General features: G+C 37.1%; 11 protein-coding genes. 8 read left to right on the top strand and 3 right to left on the bottom strand.

Features of this window, described 5'->3' with window-relative positions:
* Nucleotides 1-41: 41 nt before the first annotated feature.
* Nucleotides 42-872, top strand: coding sequence for a T9SS type A sorting domain-containing protein (locus tag R3E32_05840; protein ID MEZ4884243.1), 831 nt, complete (start codon nucleotides 42-44; stop codon nucleotides 870-872).
* Nucleotides 873-974: 102 nt separating this feature from the next.
* Here the strand turns inward: R3E32_05840 and R3E32_05835 are convergent, their stop codons facing one another.
* Nucleotides 975-1,616, bottom strand: a complete 642-nt coding sequence (locus R3E32_05835; GenBank protein ID MEZ4884242.1) for a putative DNA binding domain-containing protein — start codon at nucleotides 1,614-1,616, stop codon at nucleotides 975-977.
* 229 nt (nucleotides 1,617-1,845) lie between these two features.
* On the opposite strand from R3E32_05835, the gene R3E32_05830 reads away from it, so the two are divergent.
* The 4 genes from R3E32_05830 (at nucleotide 1,846) to R3E32_05815 (ending at nucleotide 7,992) form a co-directional block, all read left to right on the top strand.
* Nucleotides 1,846-2,577 carry a rhomboid family intramembrane serine protease gene (locus R3E32_05830; GenBank protein ID MEZ4884241.1) on the top strand — a complete coding sequence of 244 codons (732 nt, stop codon included), beginning with the start codon at nucleotides 1,846-1,848 and terminating at the stop codon, nucleotides 2,575-2,577.
* 292 nt (nucleotides 2,578-2,869) lie between these two features.
* Nucleotides 2,870-6,523, top strand: coding sequence for a HAMP domain-containing sensor histidine kinase (locus R3E32_05825; GenBank protein MEZ4884240.1), 3,654 nt, complete (start codon nucleotides 2,870-2,872; stop codon nucleotides 6,521-6,523).
* 57 nt (nucleotides 6,524-6,580) lie between these two features.
* Nucleotides 6,581-7,414: a T9SS type A sorting domain-containing protein gene (locus R3E32_05820; protein MEZ4884239.1), complete on the top strand. Its 834-nt coding sequence runs from the start codon at nucleotides 6,581-6,583 to the stop codon at nucleotides 7,412-7,414.
* Nucleotides 7,415-7,470: 56 nt separating this feature from the next.
* Nucleotides 7,471-7,992, top strand: coding sequence for a ferritin (locus R3E32_05815; GenBank protein MEZ4884238.1), 522 nt, complete (start codon nucleotides 7,471-7,473; stop codon nucleotides 7,990-7,992).
* Between the two features lie 134 nt (nucleotides 7,993-8,126).
* Here the strand turns inward: R3E32_05815 and R3E32_05810 are convergent, their stop codons facing one another.
* A complete protein-coding gene (locus R3E32_05810) occupies nucleotides 8,127-10,421 on the bottom strand; it encodes a TonB-dependent receptor (GenBank protein MEZ4884237.1) in 2,295 nt (764 codons plus the stop codon).
* A gap of 399 nt (nucleotides 10,422-10,820) precedes the next feature.
* Here R3E32_05810 and R3E32_05805 point away from each other — a divergent pair, with 399 nt between their 5' ends.
* Together R3E32_05805 and R3E32_05800 are read left to right on the top strand one after the other, a co-directional pair.
* Entirely contained in the window at nucleotides 10,821-11,363 is a 543-nt protein-coding gene (locus tag R3E32_05805; protein MEZ4884236.1) for a sigma-70 family RNA polymerase sigma factor, read from the top strand.
* A gap of 238 nt (nucleotides 11,364-11,601) precedes the next feature.
* Nucleotides 11,602-11,874, top strand: coding sequence for a hypothetical protein (locus R3E32_05800; protein ID MEZ4884235.1), 273 nt, complete (start codon nucleotides 11,602-11,604; stop codon nucleotides 11,872-11,874).
* 164 nt (nucleotides 11,875-12,038) lie between these two features.
* Here R3E32_05800 and R3E32_05795 read toward each other — a convergent pair whose 3' ends face one another.
* Complete coding sequence (locus tag R3E32_05795; protein ID MEZ4884234.1) at nucleotides 12,039-12,884, bottom strand: anti-sigma factor; 846 nt, start codon at nucleotides 12,882-12,884, stop codon at nucleotides 12,039-12,041.
* Nucleotides 12,885-13,380: 496 nt separating this feature from the next.
* Between R3E32_05795 and R3E32_05790 the strand changes: the two genes are divergently transcribed.
* Nucleotides 13,381-15,138, top strand: coding sequence for a DUF4331 domain-containing protein (locus R3E32_05790; GenBank protein ID MEZ4884233.1), 1,758 nt, complete (start codon nucleotides 13,381-13,383; stop codon nucleotides 15,136-15,138).
* Nucleotides 15,139-15,185: the final 47 nt, after the last annotated feature.

Below are 15,185 nucleotides of genomic sequence, written 5' to 3'. Positions count from 1 at the left end.
AAAATGAATATTAAATTGCAGCTATCAAAAATTTCAAAGTTATGCAACGATTTTTGCCAATTCTATTTTTCCTTCTTTTCTGCTGTCCTTCAATGGCACAAATGGACTCAAATGTTCAATACATTTTTCTGCCTCCTGTTTTTGAAACGGTTAGAGATAGTGTGATGGTGAAGCCTGCAAGAATTGAGTGGAGAAAAGGTGGAATACCTATTTGTTGTATATCAGAGTGTCCGCCTGATTTCAGAATGTGGGTACTACGAGAAATTCCACCTCAATATGAAACTACTACCCATGAGATTCTAAAACAGGCAGCGAAAAAACTCATTTACCATCCTCCTGTTTTTGAAACAGTTAGAGATAGTGTGATGGTGAAGCCTGCAAGTGGGAAATGGATTAAAGCCCTTGCATCGGAAGAGGAACTACCGAAAATGCTTTGTTGCTATCCATTAGAAGATTGTAAAGTATGGAAGTTTATAGAAACACCTGCTGAATATCAAACCATCACTTACCAAATCCTTAAATCACCTGCCTATTTTGAAGACCCTTCAATGGCGGATGAAGAGGAAACAGAAGTCTTTGAAGAAAATAAAATTGTAGAAAAAACAAGCTTCAAAAAATCAGTTGAAGTTCCAAACTCCCATTCCTCACTTCAATTCTATCCAAATCCTGCAAATAATCTCGTTACTATTGAAGTCCAAACACCTATTGAAGAACTGTTTGTCACCGATTTTGCAGGTAAAATTGTACTGCAATTTGACCGAATCAACGAAAAAATAAGCTTTTCTGTTAGTACATTTCCGTCGGGTATCTATTTTTTGAGGTACCCTGATGGGAATTTTTGGAGGAGTGAGAGGTTGGTGATTGTGAGGTGAATTGTCTATAATTTCTCCAAATGAGTGATGGCATTTGAATCTTCTCTTTCACCTTGACAACACTTAAAAAGTTCATCAACGGTTGGAATAGCATATTTGCCTCTAAGCCAACACATAATAATTCTCCCCACTGGCATCTATTTCTCGCAGTACGCCATCGAGGGTCAGTTTGACGAGTGAACGGCGGGCTCGGCGTTTGGAGATGTTGACGAGGCTCATGTATTGTTTGAGGGTGATTTTTTCACGATTTTCCAAATATTTCAACAATCCCTTTTCTTTGGAGTCTAAGTCCAAGTCGGGTTCTTCGGAAGATGATTCGGGAGTTTCGATTTGAAGGGATTTTTGGACAATGGGGTTGGCAATCATGGTTTTGTCACGGGTTCGGATATAGGCTCGTTTTTGTCCTTTTGAGTCGGTGATGTGGTGGGGTTTGTTGTTGCTGCGGGGCACATAGGCAGCTACGACGACCAGGGATTCGTTTATCTCTAATTGGTCAAACTGCACAACGACAGGGAGTTCTGACATCATGGCGGCATCTTTTAGTTTTTGGATGGTTCGCTTGGGGTCTGTCAGCCCGACTATTTCACCATCATCTGCTACGCCTACGACAATCGTGCCGCCTTTGGTATTGGCGAATGCACAGATGGTTTTGGCAATTTTGGAGGTGTGGGTAATCTCCATTTTGAATTCCAAATTGGTGCCTTCGCCTTGGTCAATCCATTGAAGTAGCTCGGTGAATGTCATGTAGATAGATAAATATTGAAGTGAAAAGAAAAGTCAAAATTATACATTCCTGTTCGGAATGTCAATTCTGCTTCAAACAAGTGTTGATTGTTTCGGGTTTTGATTGGATTGAACTATTTTGAAGACTCAGGCATTAAGCAGTAGATATAAGTCATTTTTTAGAAATTCTACTTCGATGAGTTGGTAAAATACTTCATTGAAGTGAAGGAGGACACTTCAATTTTTCTTTATGAATCCTTTAGACACAGAAAAACAAAAGGTAAAGTATAGCTTGCTGCTTCCGTCATTATTTGTCGTGTTGTTGTGGGTGATTAAGTTGGTGGAACTCGGAAGTGGTTATTCCTTTTCCAATTGGGGAATCGAGCCTCGCACGCTTTTGGGATTGAGGGGCATTGTTTTTTCACCTTTTTTGCATGGTGATTTATCCCATTTGTTCTCCAATTCATTTCCGATTATACTATTGGGATTCATTGTTTTGCACAATTATCGTCCGATTGCTTTTGAGTTGTTGTTTTGGTTGGTGGTGATGAGTGGTTTTTGGACTTGGGTGATTGGGAGGCCTTCGTATCACATTGGCGCAAGTGGAGTTATCTATGGCATGGCGTTTTTTGTATTTTTTAGTGGTATTTTGCGAAAAGATGTGCGGTCAATGGCCTTGGCATTATTGGTGACGTTTTTTTATGGTGGTTTGGTTTGGGGTTTATTGCCGATTCAGGAGGGAGTGTCTTGGGAAGGTCATATTGCAGGAGCATTGGCGGGGATCATTTGCGCTTTTTACTTTAGACATGAGGCCAAACAGGATGTACCGCTTTATTTGCAAGAAGAGGAAGAAGACCTGGAAATTATTGAAGAACCCTTTTGGATGCCCAAATCGAAAGAACTCCCCAACACCCTAGCGGATAATAAACAGCAGTGGAATGTTCAGTATCATTACATTAAGAAAAAAGCAGAAGAAGATTGATTTTTGGTTTATAAATCAAGGCATTAAAATTCGACATTAAAGTTTTATGTTGGCATAATTTATGCGTATTTTGCATTAAACCTTGAATAGTTACGCTTAACTCTACTTATCCACCAAAATCTATCCAAGAATTAAAAAGGCATTACTATTGCAAACTCTATTCAAATACATATACCAAATTTTACTGGCTTCAATAGTATTGCTATTGGTCTCCTTTATAGGGCAATACTATTCTTCACAATCTCCTTCTCTTCCTAAAACAGCCAATAAAATCAATTCCAAATTGCAAAAAATGGAAGCTGATTTCTATGAGTTGATTCAAGACAATGAATTGATAAGAAAAATAGAAAAAAGCGAGTATTCGAAGGAGGAATTACAGCAATTGATAGAAAAGCCATATATTATTCTCACTTATTTTCAGAATCAAATATTTTTTTGGAATTCCAATGAAGTGGTGATTCCAGAAGGGATGATTACAGAATCGAAGGATGGCGCAAGTATTGTAAGCCTGAAAAACGGTTATTATCAGTTGGTGAAAAAAACCATTAGTGCAAGTGAAAGAGGAAGTCAACAAGGAGAGATGAAAATCATTGCGCTTCAATTGATTCAACACAATTATGACTCAGAAAATAAATACTTAAAAAATCAACTGAGTGCTGATTTCAATATTTCGACAGGTATAAAGGTAAGTGTTGATAGTTTGGTCAGTAAAAATAAAGTACAACTCGCCAATTCTGAACCGCCACTTTATGTATATTTTGATCACAACCTCACTGCTTCCAATTTTCATTACCTCTGGTTGTTTATATGGATTCTCGGTTTATTGGGGTTTTTACTTGTTTTGGTAGTCATTGCCAACTATTTGCAGAGCAAGTACCGGCCTTGGAGTGGATTTTTATTTTTGTTTACAAGTATTGGACTCCTTGGGTTTTTGATTACAAAATATTACATACCAACATTTCTCAATGTTTTTCCTATCTTTTTCTCAGAAAATGTTGATAGTCCGTCTTATCTTAGTTCTTTGGGTAGTTTATTGTTGATAGTCTTTTTGGTTCTTTGGTTGATTGTTTTTTTCTACCGAAAAATTAATATACCCCTACACAGTGATTATCCATATTTCAAGAAATTAAGTATTTACCTTGCTTTTTTGACTGTTTTGTTGGTCTATACTTCCGCTACCTTTTACGTCATCAGATCCTTGGTGCTACATTTCAAAGTAGCTTTTGACATCACCAATTTCATCTATTTGGAATTCAAAACGATTGTAGGTGGATTCATTTTGATGATATTATTGATAGGTTTCTTTTTGGTCTGCAAAAAAATAGCAAGTATTGTTCATCAATTGGGCTTGTCAGTTGAGCAAAAAGTAATAGGTTTTGTGGTTATTTCTGTTTTGTATATTGCCTACCTACAATTGATTACTTTTGAACAATATCACATATTTGTGTTGGGCTGGATACTCATCTTCAATTTGTTGTTGGATTGGTTTTTAAATACGCTCAGCAAAGAAAATGGATTGAAGAGAATGTTGTTGTGGGTATTTGTTTTTTCGGCTTTTACAGCGATGTTGCTACACAACCTTAGTATGGAAAGGGAACAAGAAATTCGGCAACAAATTGTAGAACAGGTAATTACGGAAGAGGATAAGATTGCAGAATTTATGTTTGAAGATGCTGCAAAAAAAATCATGCTGGAAGACGATGTGATTCGTTTGTATTACCGCAATCCGCTTTTGCCTGAAAAAGAATTGAAGGAACGTATTTTGCAGAAACACTTTGGGGGCAGCTTCAATAAATACAAAATTGACATTGAAGCCTACAAAAAAAGAGGTCAATCCCTCAAGAATACTGAGAAAACTGTGCGTTTGGAAGATTACGAAGGACGCATGAAATTTCAGAAAAAGACCTTGGCGCACTATCTTTCTTTGATTCCCAATACTTCAACAGGTGGCTACAACTATCTGGCAAAACTTCCCATATTTCCGTTGGATGATGACCTAACCTTGTTGGGGTATTTAATCATTGAAATGGAGAAAAAATCTGATAAGGAGAATGTTTATCCTGAGTTGATTATCGAAGATAAATTTAGAGAACCCGCTGAGTTTATTGATTACAGTTATGCGGTTTACAAAGACGGTGATTTGAGAACACACAAAGGAAACTTTGCCTATGATTATCGGCAAGACTCCCTTTTCTCCTCTCATGGTAACGAAAGCAAACACATCACCTACGATGGTTATTCGCACTTTATTCAAAATTCAGAAGATGGAAAAACCATCATCGTTTCGAGGGAAAGCAAAGGAATCATGGATTACCTATCTATGTTCTCCCATTTGTTTTTGATTTCAGGCTTTACGGTATTGTTCATATCCTTTCTTATTTATATCATTAAACATTCCAAGAATATTCGTATTAGGGATTTATTTTATTCCTCTTTGAGGATGAGAATCAATGTAGCCATGTTGTCCATTTTGTTGGTGTCGTTTGTGGTGATTGCATTGGTGAGTATCCTCTATTTTTACCAAAAAACAACCCATTATCACCAAGAAATACTGCTGCAAAAGCAAAAAGAAGTGCTGACTTCCATAGAAAATACCCTTCAAAAAGATGCCAATTCTATACGGCGCTACGACTCTTTTACAAATGCCAGCGAATGGGAAAGTAGGGTAGATGCTCTGGCGAGTATTCATTCAATGGACATCAATCTTTTTGATAGCAATGGTCAGTTGCTGCAATCTTCTCAAGATGCCATATTCGAAAAACAATTGCGGTCGACACAGATGGATCCAGTGGCATTTCACCAGATGTCGCAAGCTTATAAGAGCCAATTTATTCACCATGAAACGATTGGCACACTTTCATACCTGTCATCTTATGTGCCTATCAAAAACGAAAAAGGGACAGTTGTTGGATTTTTGAATCTTCCCTACTTTGCGAAAGAAAAGGAATTGAGAAGCGAGATTTCTGCCTTTTTGGTCACATTAATCAATGTATATGTAGTGATATGGCTCATTGCAGCATTGTTGGCTTTGGCTATTGCCAATTCTATTACCAATCCATTGAAGATGATTAGCGACAAACTCAAAAATATTCGTCTAGGTCAGCAAAATGATTTATTGGAGTGGCCTGACAACGATGAAATTGGAACTTTGGTGACACAGTACAATGAGACCATCATAGAATTGGATAAGAGTGCCAAAAAATTGGCTAAAAACGAACGGGAGTATGCTTGGCGGCAAATGGCAAAGCAAGTAGCACATGAAATTAAAAACCCATTGACTCCCATGAAATTGAGCATTCAACACCTTCAAAGGGCTATCAAAGACAATCGCCCCAATGTAGGAGCATTGATGGATAGGGTAAGCCGTACTTTGGTAGAACAAATTGACACCCTTTCTCGGATTGCAACAGAATTTTCATCTTTTGCTCAAATGCCTACACCTATCAACGAAATGATGAATATCAACGAAGTAATCGAGAATACAGTGACACTCTATAAAGATACCGAAAATGTGCGGGTCTTCAAACTCATGCCAGAAGATACTTGTTATGTAAACGCAGATAAAGATCAATTAATTAGGGTATTTAACAATCTAATTAAAAATGCGATTCAAGCCATTCCAGATGGAAAACAAGGTATTATTGTCGTGAATGTAAAAAAAGCCAAAAACTCTATTGTGATAGGTGTAGCAGACAATGGCTGTGGAATTGACGAAGAGAAAAAAGACAAGGTTTTTGTGCCGAATTTTACAACCAAAAACTCAGGCATGGGTTTAGGCTTGGCCATGTCAAAAAGCATCGTAGAAGCAGCAAAAGGTTTGATATGGTTTGAATCGAAAGTAGATGAAGGAACTACTTTTTATGTCAAACTTCCATTGGAAGAAATGGAAGAACCTACTTTTAGCATGGCATTTAGATCTACCTATTTACTTGACGAACAAGAATAAATAATAGTCAAATCACCTAAAAAAAATAACCTATTCACCACCAAATACTCTACTCCAATGACACAAAAATCACAATCTTCATTTTTGACTTTACTGATTGGCTTGTTGTTCACTACAACCATTGCAATGGCACAAAGCGATTGCCAAACAGAAGAACCTCCTTATTCTGGTTTTTTTGGCGTATATCCAAGACCTCAAAATGATACTTTACCCGATGGAAGTATATTGTTTAGTGACGGATTGCCTGCGGCCTGTCAAGGACAGCCTTATACCTTTGACCTAACCGTAATCATGCCTGATTCTATCTATGCAGGTGAATTTTTACCCGCATTGACTATTTTCGTAGATATAGACCGAGCAGTCCTCACCAATCCTAATTCTATTGGTTTGCCTTCGGGTTTCACCTTTGAAACAAGTGCGACCAATTGGACGATTTATGGTGGTGTCGTTGAATGTATCCGCATCACAGGAATGAGCAATCAGATTGGAGAATATCCTTTGCTGCTAAAAATAACTGCCTATTCACCCGACATATTTTTTCCCGTTCCAATTGAATTTGGAGGATATGTATTGCGGGTTGTAGCACCACAAGAAGAATGTTTCACTTCAATAAAAGATACGCATTCAATCACTTTTGATCAAACCTACAATGCGCCCAATCCTTTTCAAGATCAAACAAGTATTCACTTGACTTCCAAACAAAACACTTCTTTGACCTTGTCCATTTTTGACATTGCAGGCAAAAAGGTGCATGAACGTTCACTTCAAGCTCAAATTGGGGAAAATGAGTGGACAATTGATGCCCATTTGCTTTCGCTGCAATCGGGTGTTTACCTATATACGTTAGGGAATGGTACGGATATAGTTGGAGGGAAAATGATGGTGAAATAGTTAGAAATAAATTAAAAACACACAAAATTTTATTTGTAATAAATATTTGATTAAGTATGATTTCTGAAAAAATGACGGATGCACTCAACAAACAAATTGTTTTGGAGGGCTATGCTTCCTTTTTGTATTTATCTATGGCAAGTTGGTGCGACAAACAAGGTTTAGAAGGTTGCGCCCAATTTATGCACCGCCAATCTTCTGAAGAATTACAACACATGCTTCGCTTGTTTAGCTACATGAGTGAGGTCGATGCCCATGCTTTGACTCCTGCCATTCCGCAGCCGCCACATGAGTTTGAGTCCGTGAGGATGATGTTCCAAAAGGTTTATGAACATGAACAAAAAGTAACCCAATCTATTCATCAACTCATGCACCTTGCAACGAGTGAAAATGATTATGTTACCATAAATTTCCTTCAATGGTACATTACCGAACAAAGGGAAGAAGAAAGCCTAATGCGAACCATTTTGGATAAAATTAAGCTGATTGGAGATGGCTCACAAAGCCTGTATTATGTGGATAAAGAGTTGGCACGTATCAATGCGGCAGAGGTGGCTGCTGAAGGTACAGGAAATTAAATTGAATTCAAATAATTACTTGTAAACAAATAAGTTGAATTTCAAGAAAGGCTATGCTAAATCATCTCATAGCCTTTCTAATATTATAGTTTTTCGTACCATTTGTTGAACTTTTCACTCATCTGTAATTCATATTAGAAAAATACCCCAATACTCATCTTCCCAAAAAACGGAGTACCAGGAGTAAAGTGAATCTCCGACACTGGCTCGATTTCATTCGCCAAACGAGACTCCGTATCAAATTGAGTTTCATTCCAAGCTGTATCCAATAGATTTTCTATCGAAAGACCAACTTCAAAACGAGAGTTGGTGTATTTCACCACCGCATCCAAAATAAAGTAACCTTCCGCCGTGATGCTATTGTCTTCATTTGCAGGACGGTCGCCCATCTGTCGATAGCGCAAACTGCCATTGAAGCCAGAAGGATGCTGAACTGTCAAACCACCAATACTTGTAAACAGAGGAGCTAAAGGAATGTTATTTGCACCTTCAGGTTCACCGATTACTTTGGCTTTGGTTAGGTTGATGTCTGTATCCAAAAATAACCAATCGTTGAGCTGATACCGAAGAGAAAGATCCAATCCATAGCGTTCGGTTTCGCCACTTGGCTCTACCACACCTGCATCGCCTACATAGACAAATTCCTGCTCCAAATTCAATCGCCACACGCCCATATTGACCAACAACCTATTCAGTGGTTTCCACAACATACCGAAGTCTGTACCAAAAGCTTTTGGGAGAATTTCAGTGCCATTTTGTGCCACAACTACTCGTGTATCATTGGAGTGAAAGCCAATACCTGCTTTGCCGTATAGTTGTAAATTTTTGCTGACATCATAATAAAGGCTGAGTTTGGGTGCCAAAATACCTTTGTTTTGAGACTGATTTTCATAGGTTGTTTGAAGAAAATCAACGTATTGAAATTGAAATTGATCATAACGCAAACCACCATGAATGTTTAGCTTATCCGAAACTTCCCAAGCCGCATCTACATACGCACTAAGGTTGGTTTCGTCAATATCACCATACGCCAAACGCTCCAAAGTTGTCGTGCGGTTTTTGGTGTGTGACAGTTCATTTTCATCACTGTTGTCAAAGCGAATACCTCCTCCGATTTCGGTGTAGAGTGGACGGTTTGCCAAGTTACTTTCTATATCATAAGAAGTATTGTAGCCAAAAATATGTCGGTCTTCTTTTTGGCGAATTTGGTCGCCATTTTCGGCATCCTCTAGGAAGAAGGTGAAATTGGAGTAAAGTTCAAAATCGTAGTGTGAATAGTAAAATTGGTTTTTGAAGAGGTTGCCATTTTCGGTAAAAGAAGTCATCTGCAAATTGAGATTGGTACGACTTGTATTGCCTCCCTCTGTATCATCAATCGCTCCAAAACGCCCAATCAAGCCCCTGTCAACTGCCCGTTGCGGTATTTGTCCAGAAGCATCCCACTGACTATTGAAGTGAGAGAAAGTAGCGGTCAATATTTTGTTTTCATTGAGGTGTTGGTGGTATTTTCCCATGAGATTGATGCGCCGAAAGTTTTGGGAACTTTCAAAGGGACCATTGGTGAATAAATATTCGGATGCGATATAAGCACTTTGTTTGCGTTCATCGCTTTCCTTACCCAATACATCTACAAGGGCAACGGCTCGTTTGGTATCAAACTGACCTGCCTCCAATTTGACCATGCTTTTGTCGAGTGCATTTTTGGTGCGAAAATCCACATATCCTGCCGTAGTGAAATCACCTTGACGAGCGTAATAGGGTCCTTTATCAAACTGGGTAAGTCCAATTGTTTCAGGAATCAAGAAGTGAAGATCAGCATATCCTTGACCATGTGCATGAGAGACCATATTGACGGGCATTCCATCTACATTGAGTCGAATATCAGTTCCATGGTCTATGTCAAAGCCTCTAAGAAATATTTGTTCAGCTTTTCCTCCTCCTGCGTGTTGTCCGATGAAAAGTCCTGGCACAGCACGCAAAATATCTTGTGAAGAATTGGCAGGTCTAAGTGCAACGTCAATAGCTTGAATGCTGCTGAGTTGATCTTTCATACTGCCATTGGCTCTCACAATGGCTTCATTGAGTTGTAAGCTACTGGCTTTTAGATAAGTGACAGGTGTAACAGTTGCTTCATCTTTTACTTCAATGGCAAATTCTTGCGCTTCAAAACCTATAAAAGATATTTTGACTTGGTAAATTCCTGGTGATAAATGATTGAAACGGTATATACCAAATTCATTCGTTACAGCTCCTTGTTCCGAATTGTTGAGCCAGATATTTGCGCCAATCAAGGGGAGTTTTGTGTCATTATCATATACTGTGCCTTTTACTGTACCCTGATGTGCAAAAAGACAGATATGCGACAAAAACAGTAAACTTATTACAGCAGTGAATCTAAAATATTTAAGATTATTAAATATCTTTGTCATGATATGTTTTTTTTGAAGGATAGACTTTAAAAAAAGAAAAGTATTCTTTGATAGCATTTTAGGGAATATTTTATTTTGTAAAAATAGAGTTCAAATATAAATTCTTTCTTGAAGAAAGACTGTCATTTTAGCGACTCGTCATTTTTGAATGAATGATTAGAATGTTGTATAATTTTTATTTGACGTGAACTAAGTTAAAATTTGAGTGTTAGTTTTAGTATATTTACTTTCACCTACGAATTTAGCTACTATTTGGATTATATTAAATTTAAATCTTGAGCAATATTATTTTTGTTATTGCTTAATCTTTCAGTATAATTTCTTATTTTTGAGGGAAATAATTATTTTTTAAAAGTGGACTTAACAAACTCTACCAAGACATTACAAAGCCAACAATACTTGAAAACAAACAGTCCCAAAATATCAGAGGAACAGTTAGTTGCCTTGTTGAAGTTACACAATAAAGTAGCATTAAATTTATTGTATGATAGCTATGCAGCAGCACTATATGGCGTGATTATGCGGATTACCCAATCAAAGCATCATGCAGAAAATATTTTGCAGGATACGTTCATCAAAATTTGGAAGAACATAGACAGTTATGATGCGTCAAAAGGTCGTTTTTTCACTTGGATGCTGAATATCGCTCGAAATGCTTCTATAGACTTCGTTCGTTCTAAAGCATACCGCAAAAACTCCAAAACGGACAGTATCGATGATCAAGTATATACTCCCAATGAATTGAGTACTGAAACCAATGTTCATGCAATTGGCTTACAATCAATAGTTGAAAAGTTAAATCCTGATTTAAAACAAATTATAGATTTGGTCTATTTTCAAGGTTTTACTCAAAGAGAAATAGCGGATCAATTCGACATACCATTAGGAACGGTAAAATCACGCGTACGAATAGCGATAAGAGAATTGCGAAAATTGATGTAACTGTTCTGATTGAATAAAACAAAATCTAATCCAAAAGCGTTTAATTAACCTACCAATCATTATTAAAAGATAAGTAACAGAATTGACGAGAATTTTACCTGCCTTATTAAACTATCTAAGCAAAATTTAATCTTATTTTTATAAGATCTTCGATTTTTACTATTCCTTTAAATAAAATCCCTATTGTTTAAAAACTTACCTAAGAACAAATTAACTGTTAACTTAGAATACCAAAGTTATGTCAAAAATTAATGAATTTATCAATTCGGGTACATTAGAAGCATATTGTTTAGGGATGGTATGTGATGGAGAAAGAAGATATGTTGAAAATATATGTTCAAAAAATAATATTATTCAGGCAGAACTAGAAGGCATTCAAAGAAGCCTTGAATACTATGCGGCTAGTTTCCAACTTGCACCACCTGCCTATATTAAAGATAGAATATTGTTTGCTATTGATAATTTAGACCTAAACATTGGCTTGAGTAAAAAGAAGGGCAGGAGAAGATAAGCCTATCAGCAATTATTTATTTCCAATTGAACTGTTCTGTTCTTCAAATACTCATCCGATGAATGTGATACTGAGATATAAGAAAATTACAAAAAAATAGCCTGCTTAGAATTTCTAAGCAGGCTATTTTTTTGTAATGAAAGTGAAATAATACAATTTATTATCTAAATTAATTTAACCTCTCCCACGACATATAGTTGTTCGAGTGTAGGTTGTTCGCTACCACCTTTGTTTTCAAGCGTTACGGCAAAAGCATCTGCGGCTTCGATGTTTTTAACCTTCAATATGCCCGTTTCTACATTAAAAACACCCGCATCAATGGGCTTTCCATCCTTCAATGCCCACAACTGATATTGCTTTTCGGAAGGAGGAGTAGGTAATTCTGCAACTTTAACATATACTTCTTGAGACTCTACATTCCAATATACATAAGCCAATGATTCGGGATGGTTTTCATTGCCCGCCATCTTGATAATTCTATTATCGGGATTTTGCAAAACATTCAATTCTAAGTTTGCAACATTGTATTTTGCCTGCATACTATTGAAGTTGTCAGAAATAGATTCTTTTTCTTGATTAAGTAATGCTATTTCAGTCTTTGCCTCCTTCAGTTGCGTATGGTATTTCCAGTTTAAAGCAGCACTTAGTATCAGTAGAATAGTAGCTGCTGCCGTAAGATATTGTAAATTTCGTATGCGTTTTGTAGAAACTATGGATGGAATTGAATTTTCAACAACATTTTTTGTGGGAGGATTAGTTTGGATTGTATTCTCCAATGTGTTGTTCATATTTTCAGTTGCAGCAGCCACACTCTGAAATATATTTTGTGGAGGTTCTACAGAGTGGAGAATGGCATAAAACTCTAAAGCTTCTTGAATTTCTAACAATTCAAGTTTTATAGCATCATACCCATCAAGTATTACTTCAACTTCTTGTTTTTCTATTTCCGAAAGCATATCCAAAGCATACAGCTCTAAAATACCCGATGATATGTAATTTTGTATGTTCAAAATATTGAAGGTATATATTTATTATAAATTAAAAACCTATGATAATAATAGTAGACAAAAATCTAACAAGAAATGATTATTAAAGTTAAAAAATTAAGGTCGTTCCATACATACGAAGAAAACAAATGGTTGGATTATTCATTTCTTGCAAAAAAAAATAATCTCTATTCAACTATTCACAATTGATACTACTTATAGCTAAATATTCCCAAAAAAAAACGACACCGAATAAATAATTGCTACAAAATTGAAGGGTTTTTGTTCTCAATTTTCACATTTTATTTTTACTACCAAATCATAACTGGGTGCTTTATGTTAGAGGGAAAATCTAAAAAATCCATAAAGCATTGATAAATAGCATTTCAGGAATTTAATTTTGTCAATACTATATTTTTTTTTTTTATCGTAATCCAAGCTTCTTTTTCTGTCGTAAGTTAGAATGACAATTAAAAAGGTAAACAATATCCTTATTCATTTTAATTCTAAATACTTAACTATGTTTTCATTAAAGTTACTCCAACCTCATGGCAGTATTCAAACTATGTGGCTAATGTTTCTGGGCATGATGTTGTCCATCGGAATAGTTAGCACACCAGTTGAAGCATCTAGCCATAGAGAAGCACCATTAATTTCTAATGACCCCTTGGCAGACAACACAGATGTTTATGCTTTCAGAAGCCCTGATGCTCCAAACACTGTTACAATCATTGCCAATTACATTCCCGCAGAACTTCCACAAGGAGGGCCTAACTATTATTCTTTTGGGGAGAATATTCGCTACGAGATTCATGTTGACAACGATGCAAGTTCTTCTTGCGAAGAAATCATTTACAGATTCACCTTCTCCAAAACAAACGAAGACCCTACTACTTTCTTCAATATTCGATTTGGAGAAAACTTAAAAACCACATATACACTTCAAAGAAGTATGGATGGTGGTGCAAGTTTCACAACCATTGTGTCTAATGGTGTTGTTCCTCCAAACAATATTGGACCTCGTTCTATCGAAAGTCAAAACACAGTAGTTGGATTGGGAGCAAGCAGCTACGAAGAATTAATGACAGCAGCTATTACAACGGCTTCAACAGGAGAGAAAGTATTCTGTGGGCCAGTAGATGATCCTTTCTTTGTAGATTTAGGAGGCATTTTTGATTTAGGTGATGCACCTCGTCAATCAGGCACTTCCAGAGATGGATTGGGTGGCTACAATTGCCATACCATCTCTATTCAAATACCGATTTCAACGCTTCAAAAAGATGGAAAAGATGTAAGCGAAGCAACCGATATTTTGGATGGCGATTTTGTGATTGGTGTTTGGGCATCCGCTAGTCGTCCTTCTGTAAGAACCTTGAGCAGCAGTGGAGATTTGATTAATGACAGTGGCACTTGGGTTCAAGTTTCTCGTTTGGGCATGCCATTGACCAACGAAGCCGTTATTCCAATCATGTCAAAAGACTATTGGAATTCTTTAAGTCCATGTGGTGAAGATGCAGCATTGTATGAGCATTTTTACAATCCAGAATTGGCCTTGTATATGGACGACGATTTGTTTGGTGGCGCAGTACCCGCATTTGCTCCATTGCGTATTCAGAAAAACTCTTTGGGTCTTGGATTAGACTTTACCAATGGTGCTGACGGTGCTTTTATATTGAAGGGATCGGCTGCCGTAGCAGGAACTGCATTAGACGATGCAATTTTTGGTACATTGTTACTACCCAAAGCAGGTGCACCTCGTTCAGTGGATTTATGGCCAATTTTCTACACAGGAGCACCGAATTTTCCTCCTTATCAATTGGCAACAGGCAAAGGGGGCAATCCATTAGCAGCAGGTAAGCCATTCATCAATAACTTTTTGCCAACTGCTGGCGATATGCTTCGATTGAACATGGCAGTACCTCCAACCCCTCGCGATGATGCTGCTTTCAGCTCATTGGGTTTGGTTCAAGCAGCAGTTTTAGGATTGTTAGATCCACAATTTGCAAACACCAGCATACAGTTCATTCCAAATATGGATGGTTTCCCAAATGGTCGTCGTTTAGAAGACGATGTAACCCGTATCGAATTGCAAGCAGTTTCAGGTATTGTATTGGCTGCAATTGGCTTATGGTATGATGATTTTGATGGCACAAATCCTGTTACCGAAGATTTATTGAATGTATTAGGCTACACCACAGGTGTTGAAGCCAATGACAAACCATTTCAAGCTATTTTCCCTTATGTAGCGGCTCCGTGGAGAGGAACAGAAGGTTTCTAAACCAAACCTCATTCTATTCTAAAACAATATCTAATAAAAAAATAAAA

Source organism: Chitinophagales bacterium, from assembly GCA_041392475.1.
Lineage (GTDB): Bacteria > Bacteroidota > Bacteroidia > Chitinophagales > UBA2359 > JAUHXA01.
The sequence above is the reverse complement of the archived record's forward strand: the minus strand, read 5'-3'. Positions and strand labels throughout refer to the sequence as shown.